Here is a 22,343-nt window from a genome sequence, read left to right as displayed (position 1 = left end):
GTGGTTTCTGTAGAGGTTAAAACAATACAAGACTATGAAATTTCAATCTACTCATTTACTGTTTTTATGCCTTTTGGCAGCCTGTACAAGCCAGCAAAAGCATGGCCAATTGAGTCTGGATGTTAATTACTATACCCAAACCAACACCAACCGAACCGCCGCCGAATGGGAACCCGCCAAAGGAACTATGATAGTGTGGCCTTTGTGTGTGCCGTACAAATTGGTGGTAGAACTGGCCAAAGACAATCACCTGTATACGTTAGTCGCAAACGATTCTTCTAAAATCGAAGCCCAAAAATGGTACACCCAATGGGGCATTGATGCGGCAAGGGTTACGTTTGTGCAAGCTCCGCAGGGAATTGATGCTTGGTGGACGAGAGACTGGGGACCAAGTGCCATTTTTATGCCCGATGGCACCATGAAACTCGGCGACGGCAAGTACATTTTTGCCACCCCCAACACCAAAATGGGTTGTGATGATTCTTTAGAATTTATCTACAAAGACAAAGCAAACCGAATCATCAAGACCGAAACCGACGACAACGCCACCTTACCACTGGCTAAAGGGCTGAATATCGAAGTATTGGACTTGCCTTTTATCACCACGGGCGGCAATGTCCTGACCGATGGACTCGGTACGGCGTTTTCGTCTTGTATCTTGCTGAATGAGAACCAATTTTATGGTGTTTCTAAAGAAAACTTCTTTCGTCTTAACAAAGAATTAGCTGGATTTGGTAAGTACCACATTCTTCCCAACTTTGAAAAACGGGGTATTCAGCATCTTGACTGTTTGATGAAACTCCTCGACGAAGAGCGCATACTCGTAGCCGAACCACCCACCGACCATGAGCTGTATGCCGTTTATGAAAACATCGTTGAGGATGAACTGAAAAAACTAAAAACCGTCTATGGTCGCCCTTATCAAATCATCAGAATAAAAACGGGCCGCTACGACAAAGAACAATTGGCGGCTTATACCAATTCGATTATTGTCAACAAAACCATCTATGTGCCGTTGTTTCAAATCAAAGAAGATAGCGAGGCGATTAAAACGTGGCAAAAAGCCATGCCAGGCTATGTAGTAAAAGGATTTACTTATGCTTTGAAAGACGAGCCCATTGTCTCGAAGGCCATGCAACAGCACTATAAATCAGGCTACGGTTGGAACTATGGCGATGCGCTACATTGCCGCACCCGTGCGATATGGGACAGTCAGATGCTTTACCTCACGGTCAAAAGGTTGCCAGCAAAAATAGCACCCAACGAGCCTTTGACTGTATATGCTACCATCATTGATTATAGCAAAAAAGGGTTGGAAGCGCAAGCCCAAAGAGTATATTGGCGCGTGAAAGGAGAACAAAACTGGAAAGAAGAACCGCTGAAATCTGCAGGTAATGACACTCATTTTTATGCTACTATTCCCACAAAAGTGACCCATGAAATCATTGAGTATTATATCTCGGCGGCCTCAAAATCGGGCAACAGAGAAACCATGCCCCGCACTGCACCGAGTGGGTTTTATACGGTGGAGCGATGACCAAGTATTCCAAAAACTTTGAATTGGACGCACCTCCATTTTCGTCTATGATGCTCTCTATTCAGGGGCTTGGCTGGCTTTGGAGTATTTGTTGGGCGGAGATGTTTTATTAAACGAAACCATAAAATTCCCTTTAACTTCTCAGTTTGGCAGATAGGATAATTAAATCACCGAAATACTGCCTATATTAATTATCCTTCAGAGCGGATTTTGGAATCTGCTCTGAAGGATAGAAGGGATTAATTAATCGGCATCAGGTGCAATAAGAACGGGAAGTTCGGCATCAAATAGAGCAATAAACGCTTCACTTGTTAATATCTGGCCTTGTTTTTGAGCCTGATTGGCAAGTTGATAACCAAATTCAGCCGCTTTCATTCTTTGGTTTGGCGTACCATGATGTCCATCATTGTCAAATGCACAGTCTCCTATTGAATAAAAAACACCCAAAAACTCCTGAACTCTTTTCCAATTTAAAGCGGCTCCGCGTTTATGGGTGAGGAAATAAGCAGAAAGGGCATCGGCCATTAATTCCGTTCTTCTGGTGCCTTCAGGGCTATTGCCAAAATCCACATTTTGAGCAAACTGCACATGGTGGCCATACTCGTGAGCCAATATAGCCTGTGTGGCCACATCACTGTAGCCCAGATCAGCATACGCTTGTTGAATACCATCGCCCATTACAATTTTTTTGGGAAGACCGTAAGCTGGATCAGCAGTTGAAGCAAAGGCATTAAACGTTAACAGAGGATTGTTAAAATAATGAAATTGGGGTGAGCCAAATACCTCTTGCAATGTCAATGCCAAGTCTAAGGCGATATCGTCAGGAACAGGCCCTCCACCATACGTAAAAAATTCCTTAACCATTGCTACTACTAGAGGCACATTGTTATAAATGGTTCCGTGGGCGTCCGCAATCTGAATATCAGTGGGTATGTTCCAGAATCGCTTTAAATCTTTAAAAACACGGTTGGTCACGTTGGTAAACTGCCCAGTTGTACCAAAAGAGTCTCCGCCATCCGTATTGTCTAAAAAATAAGCTTCCAAAAAAGCAAAATCACCGAAGTAATTGTAATAGAAAAAGTCACTACTTGTCCAACCCACAATAAGCGGTGGAATGTATCCATCAATTTCAGTCGGCCCGCACTCATAGTCACCAGGATTGATTGCCCTTTGGACCAGAGATTGGTAATAACTGTAATCAGGGGTTTTTGACCAAATAGATGATTGAACCCCAACCCGCGCATTGGAAGATCCCTGAGTGGTTTTTCCTAAGGCCGAACCAAACTTAGGGACCAATTTGCCTTCTTTAATTAATGCATTTAATCTTTCTTTTGCTAATGTTAAATTAGCTCCCTGCATGGTGTTGTTTTCAGTAACATTGATGGAGGATTCTCTTTCGCATCCTACCAAAAAAAAGAGCGACACCATTGAAAGTACTAGTAGTTTTTTCATGCTTTTGTAGTTTAGGTTTATGATTTGCTAATATACCAAAAAAGCATTATAATCGTCTCATTGATTTATTTAAAGGTTTTTATGAGATAAATAAACAGAATAGGTCTATAACTACCCGTAAGTGTACAGAATAAATCAAAAGGAATAAGTATTCGCAAACCTTTTTTCAATTTCGACAAACGCAAAGCAGTTCTAGAGCCAAAAAAGATGCTTGGTTTTTTTATTGTCAGATTCTTGAATTGTTTTGGTGCCCAATGCCTAATTACAAATAATCCTTCTATATATTGAATCATAAATCATGAAAATTATTTTGTTCTTCATAGTCTCCTTATTGAGCCAATCCTTCAGCTACGCCCAAAAACCCCGCGCGAGAGAAATCGGAATTCCTTTTGAAGGTACAACGGGAAAATTCAATGCCATCACGGATGTAAAAGGCGTGGAGGTGGGCTATAGCACCATTATTTCTGGTCAAGGTAAGAATATACGCGGCAAAGGACCTATCAGAACGGGCGTTACGGCTATATTGCCAAGAGGACGAAATAATAAACCCGTATTTGCCAACTGGTACTCATTGAATGGCAACGGTGAAATGACCGGTACTACTTGGATCACTGAATCAGGTTTTTTAGAAGGGCCGATAATGATAACCAATACGAATAGCGTGGGTGTAGTGCGGGACGCGGTCTTGAAATGGTATGTAAAAACGGGTTGGTACAAAGAAGATTTTTGGTACACGTATCCCGTCGTGGCCGAAACTTATGATGGTTTTTTAAATGATATTTACGGATTTCATGTCGAAGAAAAACATGTCTTCGAAGCCTTAAATATCGCCAAATCAGGCGTAATACAAGAAGGCAATGTAGGCGGTGGTACGGGTATGATGTGTCTGGGTTTTAAAGGCGGAACAGGTAGCTCTTCCAGAATTGTCAAAATTAAAGACTCTACTTATACGGTAGGCGTATTGGTTCAATCCAACTTTGGTGGCAAAAAAAACTTCACCATTGCGGGAGTATCCATAGGACAGGAGTTGAAAGACACTCTAAACTACGAGTTCAAAGCGCCTCCTTCCTACCAACCTGGCGATGGCTCCATCATTGTTGTGGTGGCAACTGATGCGCCACTGCTACCGCATCAGTTAAAAAGAATCTCGGCGCGGGTTCCTATTGGCATAGGCAAAGTAGGGGGCCGGGGCGAAAATGGTTCGGGCGATATTTTTATTGCGTTTTCGACCGCCAATCCCGCAGCATTTCAGCGTGAGAATTTTACAAAAGTAGACCAATTGCCCAACGATTTAATTAATCCTTTATTTGAAGCCACCGTGCAGGCTACCGAAGAAGCCATCATCAACGCCATGGTTGCCGCTGAAACAATGGAAGGCATCAACGGAAATAAAGCCTATGCCCTGCCGCATAAAACTGTGATTGATGTATTGAAAAAGTATAACAGAGTAAAATAAATCAACTTCTGGCCGAGGTTTATGCAATGGATTATGATGCCTAAATCTTAGAAATCACGAACAATGAAACCAACGCAATCCATTAATTACCGCTACATCATTATTTTCTTTATCGTCTTCTTTTTGTGTGCGATTGTGGGTTTCTGGAACTCCTATTTTACCAGAATTTTTGACCAAGAAAACTACCGTATGCACACCCACGGCATGGCCCTTATTCTGTGGCTTGTTATGCTCATCATTCAGCCGTATTTGATACGGACTAAAAAAGTGCGACTTCATAGAACACTCGGAAAATTCTCGTATCTGCTGGTACCGATATTGGTAATTACCACCCTGGACTTACTCAAATACAGTTTATCTAAGGTTGAACAACTTGGAAACACTGGCTACTTTTTCGTTGCATTGGTGGTCAATGCGTTAATCGCGTATTTGATATTTTATGGATTGGCCATTTATCATAAACGCAAAGCTAACATCCACGCCCGCTACATGATTTGTACGGCGTTTCCGATGTTTACCCCCATCACCGACCGCATCATTGGCAATTACATTCCTTCGTTAGTTGCCTATGTCCCCACCATTGACAGAATGCCCGTTGTTCCCGTCATCGGGTTTCTAATGGCCGACGTGCTACTGTTGGGTTTATGTATTTGGGATGTACGTTCTAATAAACGGTGGAATGTCTTTCCCCTTGCCCTGCTTGTCTTACTGTTCTACCATTTTTCAGTACTTAATTTTTATCAATACCCTTTCTGGCAATCATTCTGTGAGTGGTTTAGATCGATTTAATGAGGGGGGGGATTCACTATTAAATTATCTCTTAAAACCAATGGATGGTGAAAATCCTGACCATCCCTCTCGCCCTCATAAGTAGCTTTGGTTTTGGCCAAAATACAAAATTAATTGATAGCTTAAAATACGAAATTACCATAGCAAATAGCATTAGAATATGGCTTAAAAGGTAGTTCTAGATTTGAAAAATTAAAAGATACTTTGGGTTTTATGGAGAACTATCAAAAACGACGTTTTTAGTGACATTATCTATTAAAATCCATTGATAAAGAATGCATTAGCGTTTATTTTAAACTAAATCTAACATGAGAAACCCTACCCTGCTTTTTTGTCTATTCGCCGTTGGCTGTATCCTCACAGTCAACACAAACACATATGCCCAGCATGACCACCATGTAGATGATAATAAGAAAAATCATGACCACCTAGCCCACATGCAGGCGTCGCGGGCGCAAACTTTTTACATTCATACCTTACCGCCTCCCAAATTGATGACGGGCATTGGTCAGTCTAAAATGAAGATTGAAACCAAGTCAGAAAAAGCGCAGCAGTATTTCAATCAAGGACTAAACCTATTGCACGATTTTTGGGATTTTGAGGCATACCGCGCCTTCAAAGAAGCCATTCGGCAGGATTCTACCGCCGTGATGCCGTATTGGGGACTGATTCAAACCGCTGGTCCCGAAGAAGATAGCGTCTATAAAAGTGTGAAACAACGCGCCATAAAACAACTGAAAGTGTTGGTAAAGACGGCCAATGAGCACGAGAAACTGTATGCCGAAATGGCGCTTTTGAGTGACTCCCTCAAAGAAAAGGCCTATCCTGAAATCGTCAAAAAATACGAACTCATTGTCCATAAATTTCCTGATGATATTGATGCTAAACTAATGCTTGCCTTAGGAAAAATGAGTGGTTTTGATACCGATTTAAACCCCAACGATGGCATGATTTACAGTGAATACCTGCTACGAGATATACAACGAGCCGACCCCAACAACCACGCCTTTCATCACTATTGGATTCACCAGATGGAGCATTGTTGCCCCGAAAAAGCCCTTCAAAGTGCCGATTTATTGACCTCACTCGCCCCCACCTCGGGCCACATCGTGCACATGCCGGGGCACATTTACAACCGAGTGGGAGATTACAAAAAAGCCCACGATTCGTTTGTGGCGGCTGTAAAAGTAGATTCTGCTTACATGAAAAAAGAAGGTGTTCAGGAGGTAGACAACTGGAATTATATCCACAATATCAATTACTTAATCAACAACTGCGTGCACGACGGTAGGCACAACGAGGGGCTGTATTATGCCGAAAAACTAAAAAGTATGCCCGTGACCAAAGAGCGTAAAAAAGCCTACGACGGTACGTTTTTTCAGCAAGGCACACTGGCCCCCGCCAAAATGGAAATGGCGTTTGGGTATTGGGACAAAGCCGTAGTTCAGTTGGAGAAAATTCTCGACAAAGACACCGTGTATAGTGTGTCAAACATGGATTTTAAAAATGGCTTGTTGCTCTTTTGTAAAGGTATGGACGCCCTTGCAAAAGGCAAACTCAATGAAGCTACACAGCTCTCCAACAATTTAGACGCTTTTTTGTGGCGTAACGAAAAACAAGCGGGAAAAGACAGTACCCTGAGCAAATGGCTACAAAATCCGCTGAATACGGCCTCTTTGGAACTCCAAGGTTGCATCAAAAGTGAGGAGGGCAATTATGCACAGGCGATAAAATTGCTGGAAAAAGCCCAAAAACAGGAGTTAGAATTAGGCTACGGCGAACCTCCACTGTATGCGCGACCCGTGGCCGTGAGCCTCGCCCGGACGCACGAAAAAGCAGGCCAATGGGATAAAGCCCTTGACGCCTATAATGCACTGCTCAAACGATTCCCCAACAGTGTCTACGTTTATCATGCGATGCTCAATGTGTATGTCCAGAAAAACGACCCAGATAAAATCAAGGAGTTGGAAATCAAGCTAAAAGAAGCCAGCAAGTATGGCGATAAGGGTATTTATGCAATAGCAAAGAAAAGGTAATTACAGATTAGATATACCCAGCCTAGGTCTTTCAGTTGGTGTATGGATGTTGTGCTTGGTGCGTAATCCGCCGTTTTATGACGTCGAACGTGAGGGGTTAAATCTATGAAAATTGTCACTTTAATAACATCAGCTTTTTTGTGGGTTGGAACATTTGCCAACGCTCAAACGACGGTTCGGTTTGTACCTGAAAATACGTTGAAAAACGGCACTGAACAACCCTTGGGCCGTGGTAGAATTGAACAAACTGGACAGGGGTTTACCCAAAAACTACGTATTGAATTACCCCAAAAAACGCTCAACTTAATCCTGAGTCCCAGTCGGCTCAAGCAGTATGATACGATTTTGACGTCGGAAGGGGAAGAACCAAGCAAGGTGAATTTTTTTGAAGCAATCGATCATGACCAAAAATACTATGTTGCGGCTATTGACCGCCAATTTTATGGGTTATTGATGGTCGAAGACGGTGATTTGGTCAGTTTGGAAAAATCGAATGACTCGCTGTATTCTTACCAAAAAATTAGCCCAAACGGAGCGTTAGCTTATTTCTGTAACCACGACCACCAACCAGTGGCCAAAACCTCCGCGTTCGCCCGAGTTGGGGCGGCGCTTTTGAGTGGTTGTTATGAATTTCCAGTGGGTTTTGTAAGTGACTACGCCCACTATCGTTTTTTGAATCAAAACCGCGCTGAATTAGAGGCGGATAATCTTCTGAAATTGGCCGCAGCCCAAGAAATATGGGGCCCCTATGTATTTAACGCCAACATTTCGTTCATTGTAATCGGTCAGGTGATTCAGACCAACGAAATGGATCCCCCTTGGACCACTGACAGTCGCAAATCGCTAGGTATGGTTTGGGGAGAGCTGAATAATTCATGGACAAAACCCGCCTCATGGAAAAAGTATAAATCGCTTATTGTGACTGGCGTCACTGGGATAAACTATGGAACTACCCCCAATGAACTCAACACATGGGGTTACGGAGGCGGGGGGCAGAATGAGTTCGGGATGGGAACGGTAGTGCTGAAAAACTTTCCAAATGCCGCTCAAACAAGGTGGCTGTTGGCGCACGAATTAGGCCATGCTTTTGGGGCAGGCCACGACGAATTTTCGGGTTATGTGATGTTTTCTCAATACGGAGCTGCTAGTTGGAGCCCCAAAAGCAAAGAAACCATTAATGGAACATTAGACCGGTTGGAAACCCAAAAGTTGCTAGCTCAATGTGCGGTCATCAACTTAAGGTATGAGCTAAAGAAAGACAGTCTGGCAATGGCGTGGCAAACCAACTACGATGTTTTAGGAGATTCATTTGTGATTGAGCACAGTCTAGATGCCCAAAAAATGTGGGCTACGATTGACACATTTCCCTCAGCGGGCATTTCTTCCTATCAAAAAACGTTAGCGTATACGTTACCTATGGGAACAACGGCGTACTTTCGGGTGCGTCAACAGGGGCAAAAAACCATTACTTCTAATGTTGTCATGGTAAGCATAACGGGTTTAGAAAATGAGCCTTTGAACGAAAACGTTTCCATCTATCCCAATCCGTTTTTTAACCAATTGACTATAAAAACCCTCACTCCGCAAAGTGTCATCATTTATGACCTGACGGGACGAGAAATACTGCGAATTGCGACGCCCAAAAATTATCACATCATAGATGCCGCTTCATGGAGCTCGGGGAGCTATTTTATCCAATTGAATGGAAGTGCATCAAAGGTTTATAAGGTGGTCAAGTAAGTTTGTTATCAAGTCTTCTTTTTATCCGATAGGTCTGATTTCTTACGGCCAAGGAAACCCTAATCCTCTAGTTTATCCACCATGAAACGAAGTATCAAGGCATTATTGATGGCCCTGTTTGGTAGCGTGTTTACCATTTTCTGCCACGCCCAAAATAAAGATTTAGAAACCATCAAAGGGCGAATCGTTACCGAATTGATGAGCAGTAATGTCAGTGATAAGGCCATAGAAGCCATCATGGCTAAGATGAACGAAGACGGCAGTTTTCAGGGAATCAACTACACCGACCTCAGCCGAACCGCAAGCTTTCCACACAGAGGCCACACCCGCGATCTGGTGTATTTGGCTAAAGCCTATAAAAGCAAAACGTCGACTTTTTATCAAAACAAAAAGGTAAAAGACCTGATAACGAAAGGATTGGACTTCTGGGTAAAACATGATTTTGTGGGTGACAACTGGCACGATAATCAAATCACCACGCCCACCAATTTGGGAAATCTGATGCTGGTCATCGGGGATGAATTGCCCAAAGACTTGGTAGAAAAAGCCCAACCCATGATCGGCCGCGCCAACATGAGTGCGTCGGGTGCCCGTCAAAGCGGCGACCGAATCGTGATTGCGGGGATTTTGGCCAAAAATTTACTCTTCCGAGGCGATGCAAAGGAGTTTGACAACATCATCAAAATCATTGAAGGAGAAATGAAATTTGCGACGGGCGAACCTGGTATTCAACATGATTACAGTTTTCACCACCGACTGGACCGCGTCAATAATACCACCTCCTATGGACACGACAAATACGCCAACGCGTACGGCGAGTGGTTGTATTACGTGGCCGGCACACGATATGCTTTTTCCAAAGAAAAAACAAACCAACTCGTAGACTATTATTTGGACGGTATCTACAAACAAATGGTGTATGGAGTGTACGAAGATATCAGCGTTAAAAACCGTAGTATTTCGCAGAAAGTGGCTGATTTTCAACCACAAAGCACACTCGAAATCGAACGGGTTTTGGTCAGCACCTATTACCGTAAAAAGGAGATGGAAGAAATCATTCGGCTCCGAAAAGGGGAAGCCAAACCTTCTCAATCGTTCGCCAAATTCTTCTGGCAAACCGAGCATTTTGTGTTTCAGCGGCCCGGGTTTTATACTACCGTTCGGATGTTTTCTACCCGCAACCGCAACATGGAAGAGCCTTACAACGGCCCCGGCAAGACCACTCACCACCGCGCCGACGGCACCAACTACCTGATGCTCAAAGGCGACGAATACCACAACATTTGGGCGGTGTACGACTGGCAAAAAATATCGGGAACCACCATTATGCAAAAGCCCAAATTGTACGGCCCGGAAGACATTCAGAAAGAAGGACTGACGGGATTTGTGGGGGCCGTAACCGATGGTTTGTACGGAGCCGTGGCCTTTGATTTCAAAAGCCCGCACGATCTGACCGAAGCCAAAAAATCGTGGTTCTTTTTTGACGAAGAATACGTGTGTCTCGGCACCGACATTAAATCCAAGCCCGATCTGCCCGTCGCCACCACCATCAATCAAGTATTGATGCGAAGCGACGTAACCGTCATGCAGGACGGCACGAAAAAGACCCTCCCGCAAGGCAACCGAGTGGCTGAAAGGGTGAAATGGGTGTACCACGACAAAGTAGGGTACATTTTCCCCGAACCCACCACCATCAACCTGTCCAATCAGCCGGAAACGGGGCGTTGGTCGGACATCACGGACCAGAAAAACATCAGCAAAGAAGAGGTCAAAGAAGACGTGTTTACACTTTGGTTCAATCACGGAAATAAACCCAACGGCGCTTCTTACCAATACATTATCGTGCCCAATGTGTCGGAGCAGCAATTGGCTGGCAGTGCGAACCGTTCCATCGAAATCCTTTCCAACACGTCTGATTTACAGGCCGTAAAGCACACTAACTTAGGAATCATTCAGTTGGCTTTTTATAAGAACGGCGAAGTGGAAATCGCCAAGGGAGCAAAACTGAGAATGGACAGCCAAGGCATGGCGATGCTCAAACTAAACGGCAACCGACTGAAAGAACTCACCCTCGCCGACCCTTCCCGAAAATTGAGCCGAATAAGCGTCACCGTACCGGGTATTTACACAGCCAAAGGAGAAGGCTATTTTTCCGTACCAGACAGCAAGCAAAATACTACTTTATTGGTGGTAGACTTGCCGCAGGGAGTCTATGCGGGTAAAAGTGTGGGTGTTAAATTGTAGGGTGAGAGGTTCTCGACGCCGTTAATGCCGTTGAGGGTGTTTTCCACCCTCAACGTTTTTTTGCAAGAGTAACTTGGCAGAGAGGAAACTGCCAAAGGCATGAAATTTAAACCATAATTTAATCTTATGAAGGTAGTTGTCTTACTCTTATTTACCATACTTGGATACGCTCAAAATGTAGAACTTAGGCTTTTGAAACACAAATGTAGCTTTCCATCAGATGAAGTTTGGTTGGAGTTAGAATGTGTTGATTTAGATAAAGAGCCTACTATGATTTTTTTCCAAAATATAAAATATGATTTTTATAAAATCGCACATGGAAAAACAAAAAAAAATATGAGTTTCGGAAAAATAATATCTAAGGATGACCTTCCCTGTGATTTAACTAAAGAAGATAAAAAAAAATATCTCTTTAGTTGTTACTACGAGAATCAAAAAAAAGATAGTTTATTTGAAGCAATGGCCGATTTTATCGGCACTCAGACCCTAATGGATGGTTTCGATAAACGAGATTTGGTGGAAATTTTGAAAGGTTCTGTTGTACTGTCTGAACAACAAAATTGTTCTATTCCTTTAACAATAATATCAGAAAGTGCAATAAAGAGTTTTTTTGGTAAAGGGAATTATTTATTACGTGTTATTTATTTGCCCAATAAAAGTAAAATACCATTGCTTAAGGTTAAATATCCCAAACAATTTAAAAACTATAAAGAACCCACAAAAATTCTTTATAGCCAATTTTTAAAACTAAGTATTGATTAATCTGTGTCGTTGAGGGTGTTTTCATCCTCAACTCCTTTTTTGTTGATTTTACGCACTTGGCGATGAAAACACCTTCAAATGCTTAAAATGCCATGTATCCAGCAGATAATTGACAATCTCTCTAAAATCCTCTTTTGCGTCGGATTGCCAAATTACCTTTTTAGCCATTGTTTTGCTTCTTTCATTACGTCATCATGCAGCATTCCAGTCCCTTCATCCGCGCTTTTTTTGGCCTGATTTAATCTTTCCAAGACTGTTTTTTCCTCATCCGTTAACTTTTCCTGCATAAACCAGTCTAAAGACAGATTGAGATCAATCAGTTCGGAAACATTATCTAAGGCATCTATTTTCTTATGAATCTCCGCTTTCAATTCTAAAGTTGACATACTTCTTTTAGTTTATTCTTTACCAAAAATAACAAAAAAGTTCTTTTCAAATGCCAATAGCGCCGTTAAGGTTAAAAAATACCCTCAACTTTTTTGTAAGAGGGATACCACATAACTGCCCTATAATTACCTATATTTGTATGGATAGTTAAAACAGAAAATGTGTTATCAGTACAAGTATTAGCTTGATTGAGGTATCCGGAATAAAAAGTTCTGATCAACAAACATGAAAAAGCTGGAGAAATACAACACCGTTCAGGAGCTGAAAGCCGCTACAACGGACCAAAAGGTCAGTGCTGCCGTGGTTGAAGAGCGTCATCGCGAATTTGCAAGCTTTATTCATTACTTAAGAGGTGATGACGACAAACCATCATTGGCAAATCATACGCCTGAGAATAGAATACCGAATACCTTATGAGTTACGTTGAGACCTTCACAGAAATCTTCACTGCCTTAAATAAATATAAAGTATTATGCATGATAATCGGTGGGACGGCTGTCGGTTTTCATGGATATATCAGAAAATCAACAACGCATGATGGATTGGTCGTAGATAAGCCTGATTTGGACATTTGGTATAGTCCCAGCATTTCAAACTACTTCAATTTGCTTAACGCCTTGGAAGAAATGGGATTTGATGTCGGCAAATATAGGGCTGAACAATCTCCCCGACCTGATAAATCCATCTTTCGATTTAATTTAGAAGCATGTACTCTCGACTTCTTGCCGGGAGTCACTACCTCCACAAAATTCCGTGAAGCTTATCTAAGAAGGGAAAAAGTTACCAGAAATGGCGTTGAATTTTCGATCATCAGCTTGGATGATTTGATAGCAGAGAAACAGATGTTAGGCCGAGAAAAAGATTTGAAAGACATTGAGCAATTGAAAGCTATTAAAAATAAGACTCGCCCGGCGTAAGATGTTTCGGTTTTGCCATTGAGGATGTTTTTCCATCTTCAACTCCTTCAAACTTGGGGGTAAGGGCACCGCCAAAGGCATAGAAAGCCATTTATCCTTTTTGTAACTCCGCTTCCATCGCCGTCACTCGCTCAATCAGCGCCTCTGCGATTTGCTCATGAACGGCATCAAACGGCAAAAGTGCCGCGCGCGTAGTAGGCGTGCTGTAAATCCCCTGACGGTGCAGAAGGCGTTTGAAGAAATGAATCGAAATATCGAGGTGTTGGTTGGAGAAACTCAACACGGGGAGTAACCGATAAAACAGCGCTTCCGCTTTTTCGATTTCTCCCATTTTGAAGTAATTGTAAATGGTCGTATAAATCAGGTGCATTCCCGTGGGCATAAACGCGTGAACGCCTCGCTTCAAGCCTTCTATCATTTGCGTCACGGCCCAGCCGCCGCTCAAATGAAGTTTTCCGTCGGTCAATGCCAAAATTCGGCTGTATTTCACACCCGCAGGAACGGTTTCTATCTTCAGGCTGCGAAAGGCGTCTACTTCCCTGAAAAGCTCTAAAATGAGCGCATCTGAAAGCCCCACACCGTTGGCATCCCAATCCTGCAACATGATGATTTCGGGACCGATGGCGGCTAAGTCATAAAACTGCTTTTTGAATTGGGTTTCGTTCTCAAACGGAATTTGAAACAACACCTGTCGGCAGCCCATTTGCACGTAGTGCCGCACCATTTCCTGCTGTCGGGCAGCGTTGCGTTCACCCGCACCTGCAAAGATCGGAATGCGCCCAGCCACTTCTTCCGTCACGATTTCCACCATACGCAAGCGCTCCGCTATTTCCAACGAATACACCTCCGAAGCCATCGCGGGCACCAAAAACCCCGCTACGCCCGACGCCAAAGCATACTGCACATTTCTTCTCAACGAAGCTTCATCGACCCGACCTTGCCCATCAAAAGGCGTATTCAAAACGGTAATGATGCCCGAAACCGGCAAGAGTTCTTTCATTGGTTTTTACTGTTTCAACAACCAAACATCCGAAATTTTAGACTGCTTGCGCCAATTCAAATGCGATTCTTCCGGCTCATCAAACGTGACGTGCAATTTTCCATCCTGCGTCAGCGAAAGCGGCACAATCCATTCTTTCACCGATTCGGTTTCACGGTTATAAACGGTTGGCTGTAAACGATGGTTATCTACCCGTAACAAAGCTTCGCCTTCGCCTACCACCCGAAGAATGTAGCGCGCACCCGGTTGAAGATTATCATAGACCAATTCAGGACATTTCTGAAACAATTGCGACGAAAGCCGCGCCCGACTGAAACCGTCCTGCCACCACGCCACGTCGGTTGCATCGTCGGAGAACGTCTTGACGCGCGGGCCTTTGGCTACGCTGGAAACATCGTCGTAAAAACTTCCCGGGCCGGGGTTTTCCCATGTACTGATGGTTTTCAGTCGTTGTAATTTAGCTTCGTTGGAAGGCAAGGCGCTAATTTTCTTAAATTCATCGGCCAACCACCAACGGTTATTGAGCGGATAATCCACCAAATCCAGCACAGCGCCGCGCTCGTAGCCTTTGGCCTTGTGCTTAGGCACGCTCGTTTGCAGGCCAATCGAAGCATATAAATCGGCACACAGCTGCTCAATTTTCTGACGTAAATCGGGAGCGATGTTTACTTTATCGGCTTTGTTTACGGTCTCCAACGCTGCTTCCATGGCTTTCTCTGCACCCGTTTTTGGAGCTTCTGACAAAAGCGCATTCGCCTGTTTTTCAAGGGGTTGTTCATAGGTTAATCTGCGTTTTGTGTACGTATCATAATAGGCCCGCAACAAAAGCATCTGCCAACGCCAGTTACCTTTTAAGGTCGGATTGGCCGTTTCTAAGTTTTTCCAAAAAGCAAACGTTGCTTCTACGCCGCCGTTTTGAACAAGCGGTCCTTTCCAGTTATTTTCAAGCGCCGCGATACCGTCGGCGGCTGATTCATTAACGGTTTTTCCAAAAAAGAAATTAGTATAATCAGTCAAAATCTCGCGGACGTCCAATTGCGGATTCCAGCCGCGCATACTCCAAATCACCTTGTTGATATCGTCGTGGCAACCGTCGGAATAGGAGACAAAACCATCAGTAAAAGGCGCGTAGGTTTGGTGGATTTCAGCAAAGGCATACGGACGCGGATTGGACGCTTCACGCCCCAATGTCAGGGCATAAGCCTGATCCCAACCGCGCACGGGAAACTCACAACGGACGTTGTGCGTAATGTCAGGGTACTCGCGGTGTTGGTATTTTTTTGGCAAACGAAACCGTGTTTCTGCCATCGGCGGGCTGCCCGGCCCGGACACTACGCCCTGTAACCAATCGGGGTTATTTTCGGCCAAATACCGATAAAAATAATCCGTTTGCTCCACGCTGAAGCCCTGCAACGAAATCCAGATCTTCGCTTTGGGATGGTATTTGGTGAGAATTTGGTGTAAATCTTTCAAAAACGGCATTACCTCGCTTGGATGATTGTCGCCGGGGTCACCGCCGGGCACAAAAATATGGTCAAGGCGCGGACAGTTTTTATAAAATTCTTCGTGCAGTTTGAGTTCGGCGGACCGTTTTTCTTTGTCGGTCAACTCAAACGTCACGGGTGTCCAAACCCAGTAATCCATGTCGTACAATTGGCACAAAGCGCCCATTTTAATGCGCATTTCGGACGCAGGAATTTTAAAATGCGGATTGGGTTTTTCATCTTCATGAAACGGGATTCCTTCTACGGCATTGGTACCAAAAATGGCTAACTCCCTAAAATACTGCTCATACTGCGCTACCGTCCACGCATCGTACGAGTTGGCCGTATGACGATACCCCAATTGATGCCCCCGAATGGGATACGCCGGCGAGGAAGCAAAATCCACTTTAGTGTCCAATTGCGCTACTCCCGGCGACAATTGAAGCTTCCGTAATAACCAACCGGTACCAAATAAAACCCCACGCGCATCGGCTCCGATAATCCAAAGTACATTGGCCTCACTTACCACCCGAAAACCTTCGGCTTGGTACTCCGCGCTGCTTTTCTCGGTTCGTGCAGGAATGGTTTTTTCCAACAATTCACGGTCATTGGCAAGCACGAGTGCTATCGTTAGTACATTGGTTTTAGGCCAATTCGCAGCCGTTTTTAAGGTCAGATTTGTACGTTTGGCAATCTCCTCCGTCAACATTCGCGCGGCAGTTTCCTTCATGGGCGAAGGCACCGAAGATGCAACAATAACCGTTGCATTTTTAAGGCTGATGGGTTGAGCGTTCAGCGTCATTACGCCGCAAAGAAGGAAAACGAGATTGTAAAAAGTATTTTTAGAAAACATGGGTTTGTAAATCAAATGAATGTCACTGTAATACTTATCGAGCAGAGGTTTGGGCTATTCCTCTCAGTTGTTTGTCATGCTGTATGCATCTAAAAAAAGCTCTATTCTACACATAAGACCCTTTCAGCCCGCTGGCTGGTGCCAGTAACAAAGCTGTAGCTTTAGATAGCCTTTTTTACTTTTAAAAAGGTACTACGAATATACCTGATTCCAAACCTTGTACCATGAAAAAATGCATTCTGTTCCTCTGTTTTTTAACAATCTTCTTTGCGGGGAAAACCCATGCGCAAAAAATTGCCCCTCAACCCATTACGACAGGAAAATGGCTCCAAACGTGGCTGTTGTGCGGGCCGTTTTCATTGGAAAAACCCAAAGATGCTTTTCAGCAATGGGACCATTTAGTAGGGTTTAACAATGACTTTTTAATCAAAATCGGCGGTGAAAAGAACCCTCAAATCAAAGCGGGCGACGCGGTCAGACACGCCACCGGAACTGCTAAATGGATGCTGCATATCACGCCTGATTCCATCATTGACTTAAACAAAACCGTCTCGCGGGAAGACAATATTTGTGCTTACGCCTACACCGAAGTACAGGCCCCGGAAGCAGGGATTTGGTTTGTAGCGTTGGGCACCAACGACGGCGGACGATTGTGGGTTAATGGCACTGAAGTTTGGGATGCACCCGGCGCGCGCGGCCTGACCGTCGACGATGACGTCATTCCCGTTACCCTCAGAAAAGGCACGAATACCCTACTGCTCAAAGTGGAAGAGCGCGGAAATCGATGGGAATTTTGCGTTCGACTGTTTCCCTTTTCGACCCAAAAACTGACCTCAAACGGCGACGTTTTCAAAGTGACCACCAAAGAAAGCGGTGAAGCCGAGTTAGCGTCTGAGTTATCGACTACCGTGCTGAATGAATTGGTCCAAAGTATTCAGTATTCTGTCCGTGATAACCAACAAAAGAGTATCTTAACCGAACAACGGAGCCGCGACTTTGCCCATCCGCTTGCTCTAAAAATCAGCCATTTACAGCCCTTCACGGCGCAGGTGGACATACTGTTGAAAAACGGAGAAAAATTAACGCAACTCATTCCTTTTGAGGCAGGAAAGCGCATTAATTACACCTTATTTGCTCAAAAAAAATCAGGTTATCGCATTGCGTTGGCCTCCACAGCCTCCGCTTCCGAACAATGGTCCGCGCAGGAATTGCAGCGGTGGCTAAAAGAAATCAGCGGGGCAGAATTGCCGATTCAACCTTTAAATCAACCCTTTGATGGCCCGCAAATTGTGGTAGGTTTCAATGAGTTTGTCAAAACAAAAACAGAAGCCACACCACCTGCCGAACTCGACGAATCCTTTCGGTATTGCAACGCAGGACAGGATATTTTGATCTACGGCGGCAGTCAACGCGGCACGATGTACGGCGTGATGGCTTTTTTGGAGAATGAACTGGGTTGTCGGTTTTATACACCGACGGTGCAGGTCATTCCCAAAAGAGACGAATTGATTTTCAATCATTTTGACCATTCGGAAGCGCCCGGCGTAAGGGTGCGCAATGATTTTTATTACGAAGCCTTTGACCCGACGTGGGCGGCACGTAATAAGATGAATGGTGCCATGAATCAGCGACAACAGCCCGGCGGCGTGGAAGCATATTGGTCGGTGCATACGTTTTATCCGCTTATGCCTCCCGCAGAGTTTTTCGGTAAACATCCTGAATATTATAGTTTGATCGAAGGCAAACGCACCTACGACCGCGCACAATTGTGTCTTTCCAATCCGGAAGTATTGCAGATCATCACCGACCGCATCAAAAAACGGATGCGCGAAAGTCCCGATTACCTGATCTATGATGTGTCACAAAACGACTGGTACAATCCCTGCCAATGCGATAAATGTCAGGCGATTGTGCAGCGCGAAGGCGGTGAATCGGGCATCAATATCTGGTTTGTGAATCAAGTGGCCGAGGCTGTGGAAAAAGAATTTCCGAATAAATTCATCGGAACGTTGGCGTATCAATACACCCGTACGCCGCCCAAAAGCATCCGTCCGCGCAACAATGTCGTGGTGCGATTGTGCAGCATTGAGTGCTGTTTTGCGCACGATTTCAAATCCTGCCCCGAAAATCAATCGTTTCTGCAAGACCTCAAAGGTTGGTCGACCTTGGCTCCGCACATGTACATCTGGGATTATGTGGTCAATTTCGGGCATTACATCATGCCTTATCCTAATTTCAAGGTGCTCCAACCCAACATCAAGACCTTTCAGGAAAACAACGCCATCGGTATCATGGAACAGGCTGCTTACCAAAGTCGGGGGGGAGAATTTGCAGAGTTGAAGGCGTACCTGATCTCCAAATTACTCTGGAATCCGGAGTGCAACGTCAACGAAGTGGTGGATGATTTTATGGTTGGCTACTACGGTCGCGCGGGTAAATTTATTCGCCAATATTACGATTTGCTTCAGGGACGAATCACCCCTGATACGCACATTCATTTAGGCCTCAAACCCGATGATGTCATTTTCGCGGGAGATTTTGTCCAACAGGCCTCCAAACTTTTCAAAGAAGCCGAAAAAGTAGCGGACAATGACGAAATTTTACGTCGTGTTGAAATGGCTTCCTTGCCATTATTGTACTTAAAATGCCGCAAAAACCCCACGTTTTCGCGGGTAGATGGCACCTATCTCAAATTTAATACCATCGTAAAAAGAGAAGGCATCACGCATTTCGCCGAAGAAGGCGCTCCCAACGTAGAGGCGTTTCATCATTGGGTGGAGAGTGCGAAGTAGATATTTTTGTCATGCAGACTTGGAAAGTTTTTGAAACTTTCCAAGTCTAACACGTACAGGTGTTTCATCATTGGGTGAAGAATGCGAAGTGATTTAAAGTGTTGGACCCACCCCCGCCTTCGGCGACCCCTCCAAGGAGGGGATTCGCTTTATTCCCCTCTTGGGAGGGGTGCCCTTTAGGGCGGGGTGGGTCCGGCACTTGACAAAGCCTCTTACAAAGCCAAAGACCCTTCCAAATTATACCCCTTCACCCGAACCGCAGGGGCCTTGTTATCCGCGTCTTTTTTGTAGCATTTTACGCTGACAGTTTTGGTTTCACCCGGTAATAATGAAACATAATTGTCCGTCCAAAAAACGGGTAAAATTGCTGCGCCTTTGGCGTCTTTGGCCAATTCCAGTTCAATAAAAAACGCCACTTTATCCGAAGGATTGGTCAGTTTTACGGCCACTTCGTATTCATCGCCCTGCTCTTTGACGGTCTTTTCGGTTTGGAGTTTTACTTTGGGCAACGTATTCAACGCCGTGAAATCCGCGTATTGTTTTTGGGGCGTGTAAAACCAGAAATATTGTTTCCAATCCAGTTCATCGGTCTTCGTAGGAAGCCAATAAAAGTTATCCGCTACGACTTCGCCAGCAGCGTTTTTGAGTTTCAACGACAGGAAATATACTTGGTTTTTGCCTTGTAAGGCAGGTAGTTGTAGCCATTTTTGAACGGTATTTTCTACCACATCAAACGTTTGTTTCTGTTCGAAAACTACTTTTGAATTTTGGTCCAGCAGCTTTACTTCTGCCTGATAGTCTTTGATGGCCGTGCGGGTATCGTTGCTCACGTGAAGAGTACGGTTAAAATAATCATAGACCACGTTGAGCGGTTGCCCGGCTTTTTTGGTGCCGTAATACGCGCCCGTCGGCATAAGGTAATAATCGTATAACTGCCAGTAAAACTCGGGCCAAGGCGAATTGAGCATCCACTGCACCACGCCCGTAGACGTAGGTCGATTGATGACGTGCGCTTCAAACATCGGGCGAATCGCTTCATAGTTCATCAACTGCGCTTTCATGGCCAAGTCGTCCAAATTGGCGGGCGTACCGTATTTGTTGTTGAGGGCTTTGAGGTATACACCCATCGTATTGAAGTCTTTTCTTCCCGAATGATAATTCCACATCGGATTATCAGCAGGCCACAAATCCGCTTCGGGAATCATTTTTTTGATGCTTTCTACGGGAGGGATTTGCGGGCCGGGGCCAACCTCGGAATTGAAGCCGTAGGCACCACCGAGTTTTTTGTCTTCGTACCAATACACCGGCGGCACGTACTCGTACGGCCCGTTCATTTTCATGCCCGACGAGCCCGAAATAGTGCTCACAAACGCCCCCGACGACACCAAAAACTCCCGCGTGGGGTCGTATTTTTTTAGGGTTTCCTGATACATTTTTTCCAACGACGGCTTCGGCATGGCATCGCTGCCGCCCGCCCACGTGAAAATGCTCGGGTGATTGCGCAGCCATTTGACTTGGTCGCGGAAGTAGTTGGAAAGTAAAATCTCTTCCTGCGGTGTGAGTTTTACCGCGTACAGATCCACGCCTTCATTGATAGGTAAGTTTTCGTCGCCAGGCTTCATTTTCAGTTCCATGCCCAGATAATCTGGCCATTCCCACTGACAGCTCCAGCCGACCATGAGTAAAATGCCGTTTTCGTCGCAAAGGTCATAGAGATGGTGATTGTTGCCCCAAATCCCCTCAAAACGCAGCGAGTTGAGGTTCATTTCTTTGACATAACGCAATTGCGCCGCGTCTTTTTCGGGCATATACCGCAAAAACAGATCATCTACCCAACCGGCACTTTTGATCAATACATCGCGACCGTTGACTTTGTAACCGCGTACGCCTTTGTCGTTGAGTGCCGTTTCGATTTTTCGTACACCAAATTTCGTGGTTTGATTGTCCTGTACCGTTCCTTGGTCGTTGACTTCCAATTCAAGTGTATAAAGCGCGGGTTCTCCCAAGCCGTTCGGCCACCAAAGACGTGGGTTTTTGAGGTTCAATTGGGCAAATTCCTGCGGCGTAAACTTCACTTCCTGCCGCTCATTGGGGGCCAATTTGACCGTTTTCTTAAAGGCAATGTCTTCTATTTTTCCCGAAACCTCCACCGTTTTGGCTTCGCTGCCGTGGTTAACGACCTCGGTACTGACGGTCAAGCTCGCTTTGCTCAAATCCTTGGTATCGACATCGGGAGCCACAAACGGCGCGTTGAGCGACACTTTGCCCGAACGTTTGAGGCGAATGTCACGGTAAATGCCCATAAAATGATCGGGAGGCGTGGGTGCCCAATCGACGTAGCCCATGTAAAAATCACGGACTTTGGGCGGAAAAATCTCCACCAAAAGCGTATTTTCTCCCTTTTGGGCTGCTTGCGTAATGTCTAAATCAAACTGCCGAAACGCCCCGAACAAGGTATCCTGCGTGGCGATTTGCTTTCCATTTACCCAAAAATTGGCGCGGTAGTTGATACCTTCCACCAACAATCGCAATTGTTCTTTTTGGGCGTCAAAGTCATCGACCGTGAAGGTATTTCTGAACCACCAATTGTTTTCAAAACGGGCCCGCGGTACTTTTTCCAGGTTCTTGCCCACAAACACATCCTTGTACTCGCCCGCGTCTACCAAGGCACCCAAGACGGTGGTCGGAAGCGTGGCTTTGTACCATTTGTCGGAAGCGTTGATTTTCTCCGAAAGGGCTTTGGCATCACCGGCCACTTCTTTGGAAGAAGCAATCATCCAACTGTCGCGCAAAGCGCGGTCTTCGATGGTGATTTTGGAGCCACAACTTGTGAGAGCAAGTACCGTTACTACAATGAAATTGAATTTTAAGATTATTTTTTGCATTGCTTTTCA

15 protein-coding genes are annotated in these 22,343 nt (G+C 44.8%); 10 read left to right on the top strand and 5 right to left on the bottom strand.

Going from position 1 to position 22,343, the window contains the following annotated elements:
* Nucleotides 1-34 precede the first annotated feature (34 nt).
* Nucleotides 35-1,537: an agmatine deiminase family protein gene (locus tag DR864_RS11990; protein ID WP_114067203.1), complete on the top strand. Its 1,503-nt coding sequence runs from the start codon at nt 35-37 to the stop codon at nt 1,535-1,537.
* A gap of 243 nt (nt 1,538-1,780) precedes the next feature.
* Here the strand turns inward: DR864_RS11990 and DR864_RS11985 are convergent, their stop codons facing one another.
* Nucleotides 1,781-2,989, bottom strand: coding sequence for a neutral zinc metallopeptidase (locus tag DR864_RS11985; RefSeq protein WP_114067202.1), 1,209 nt, complete (start codon nt 2,987-2,989; stop codon nt 1,781-1,783).
* Between the two features lie 298 nt (nt 2,990-3,287).
* On the opposite strand from DR864_RS11985, the gene DR864_RS11975 reads away from it, so the two are divergent.
* From DR864_RS11975 to DR864_RS11950, 6 genes are all read left to right on the top strand, one after another.
* Nucleotides 3,288-4,445, top strand: coding sequence for a DmpA family aminopeptidase (locus tag DR864_RS11975; RefSeq protein WP_114067200.1), 1,158 nt, complete (start codon nt 3,288-3,290; stop codon nt 4,443-4,445).
* A 63-nt stretch (nt 4,446-4,508) separates the two neighbouring features.
* On the top strand, nt 4,509-5,234 hold the full coding sequence (locus DR864_RS11970) for a hypothetical protein (protein WP_114067199.1): 726 nt from the start codon (nt 4,509-4,511) through the stop codon (nt 5,232-5,234).
* 308 nt (nt 5,235-5,542) lie between these two features.
* Nucleotides 5,543-7,270, top strand: coding sequence for a tetratricopeptide repeat protein (locus tag DR864_RS11965; RefSeq protein WP_114067198.1), 1,728 nt, complete (start codon nt 5,543-5,545; stop codon nt 7,268-7,270).
* Nucleotides 7,271-7,375: 105 nt separating this feature from the next.
* Entirely contained in the window at nt 7,376-9,010 is a 1,635-nt protein-coding gene (locus DR864_RS11960; protein ID WP_114067197.1) for a zinc-dependent metalloprotease, read from the top strand.
* Nucleotides 9,011-9,091: 81 nt separating this feature from the next.
* On the top strand, nt 9,092-11,254 hold the full coding sequence (locus tag DR864_RS11955; RefSeq protein WP_114067196.1) for a polysaccharide lyase family 8 super-sandwich domain-containing protein: 2,163 nt from the start codon (nt 9,092-9,094) through the stop codon (nt 11,252-11,254).
* Between the two features lie 126 nt (nt 11,255-11,380).
* Nucleotides 11,381-12,016, top strand: a complete 636-nt coding sequence (locus tag DR864_RS11950; protein WP_114067195.1) for a hypothetical protein — start codon at nt 11,381-11,383, stop codon at nt 12,014-12,016.
* Between the two features lie 152 nt (nt 12,017-12,168).
* Here the strand turns inward: DR864_RS11950 and DR864_RS11945 are convergent, their stop codons facing one another.
* Nucleotides 12,169-12,402 carry a hypothetical protein gene (locus tag DR864_RS11945; RefSeq protein ID WP_114067194.1) on the bottom strand — a complete coding sequence of 78 codons (234 nt, stop codon included), beginning with the start codon at nt 12,400-12,402 and terminating at the stop codon, nt 12,169-12,171.
* A 226-nt stretch (nt 12,403-12,628) separates the two neighbouring features.
* Between DR864_RS11945 and DR864_RS11940 the strand changes: the two genes are divergently transcribed.
* Complete coding sequence (locus tag DR864_RS11940; protein WP_114067193.1) at nt 12,629-12,820, top strand: hypothetical protein; 192 nt, start codon at nt 12,629-12,631, stop codon at nt 12,818-12,820.
* Nucleotides 12,817-13,320 carry a nucleotidyltransferase gene (locus DR864_RS11935; RefSeq protein WP_114067192.1) on the top strand — a complete coding sequence of 168 codons (504 nt, stop codon included), beginning with the start codon at nt 12,817-12,819 and terminating at the stop codon, nt 13,318-13,320. Before DR864_RS11940 ends, DR864_RS11935 begins: the two co-directional genes overlap by 4 nt.
* 91 nt (nt 13,321-13,411) lie before the next feature.
* Here DR864_RS11935 and DR864_RS11930 read toward each other — a convergent pair whose 3' ends face one another.
* Together DR864_RS11930 and DR864_RS11925 are read right to left on the bottom strand one after the other, a co-directional pair.
* Nucleotides 13,412-14,320: a dihydrodipicolinate synthase family protein gene (locus DR864_RS11930; protein WP_114067191.1), complete on the bottom strand. Its 909-nt coding sequence runs from the start codon at nt 14,318-14,320 to the stop codon at nt 13,412-13,414.
* A gap of 6 nt (nt 14,321-14,326) precedes the next feature.
* The gene (locus DR864_RS11925) at nt 14,327-16,657 is read right to left on the bottom strand and encodes a hypothetical protein (protein ID WP_114067190.1); all 2,331 of its coding nucleotides are present in this window, start codon (nt 16,655-16,657) and stop codon (nt 14,327-14,329) included.
* A gap of 224 nt (nt 16,658-16,881) precedes the next feature.
* On the opposite strand from DR864_RS11925, the gene DR864_RS11920 reads away from it, so the two are divergent.
* Nucleotides 16,882-19,449, top strand: a complete 2,568-nt coding sequence (locus DR864_RS11920) for a glycoside hydrolase family 20 protein (protein WP_114067189.1) — start codon at nt 16,882-16,884, stop codon at nt 19,447-19,449.
* A 212-nt stretch (nt 19,450-19,661) separates the two neighbouring features.
* Here the strand turns inward: DR864_RS11920 and DR864_RS11915 are convergent, their stop codons facing one another.
* On the bottom strand, nt 19,662-22,334 hold the full coding sequence (locus DR864_RS11915; protein ID WP_114067188.1) for a glycoside hydrolase family 2 protein: 2,673 nt from the start codon (nt 22,332-22,334) through the stop codon (nt 19,662-19,664).
* Nucleotides 22,335-22,343: the final 9 nt, after the last annotated feature.

This window comes from Runella rosea, from assembly GCF_003325355.1.
GTDB classification, from domain to species: Bacteria; Bacteroidota; Bacteroidia; order Cytophagales; family Spirosomataceae; genus Runella; species Runella rosea.
This window is presented reverse-complemented; position numbering and strand designations above follow the sequence as displayed.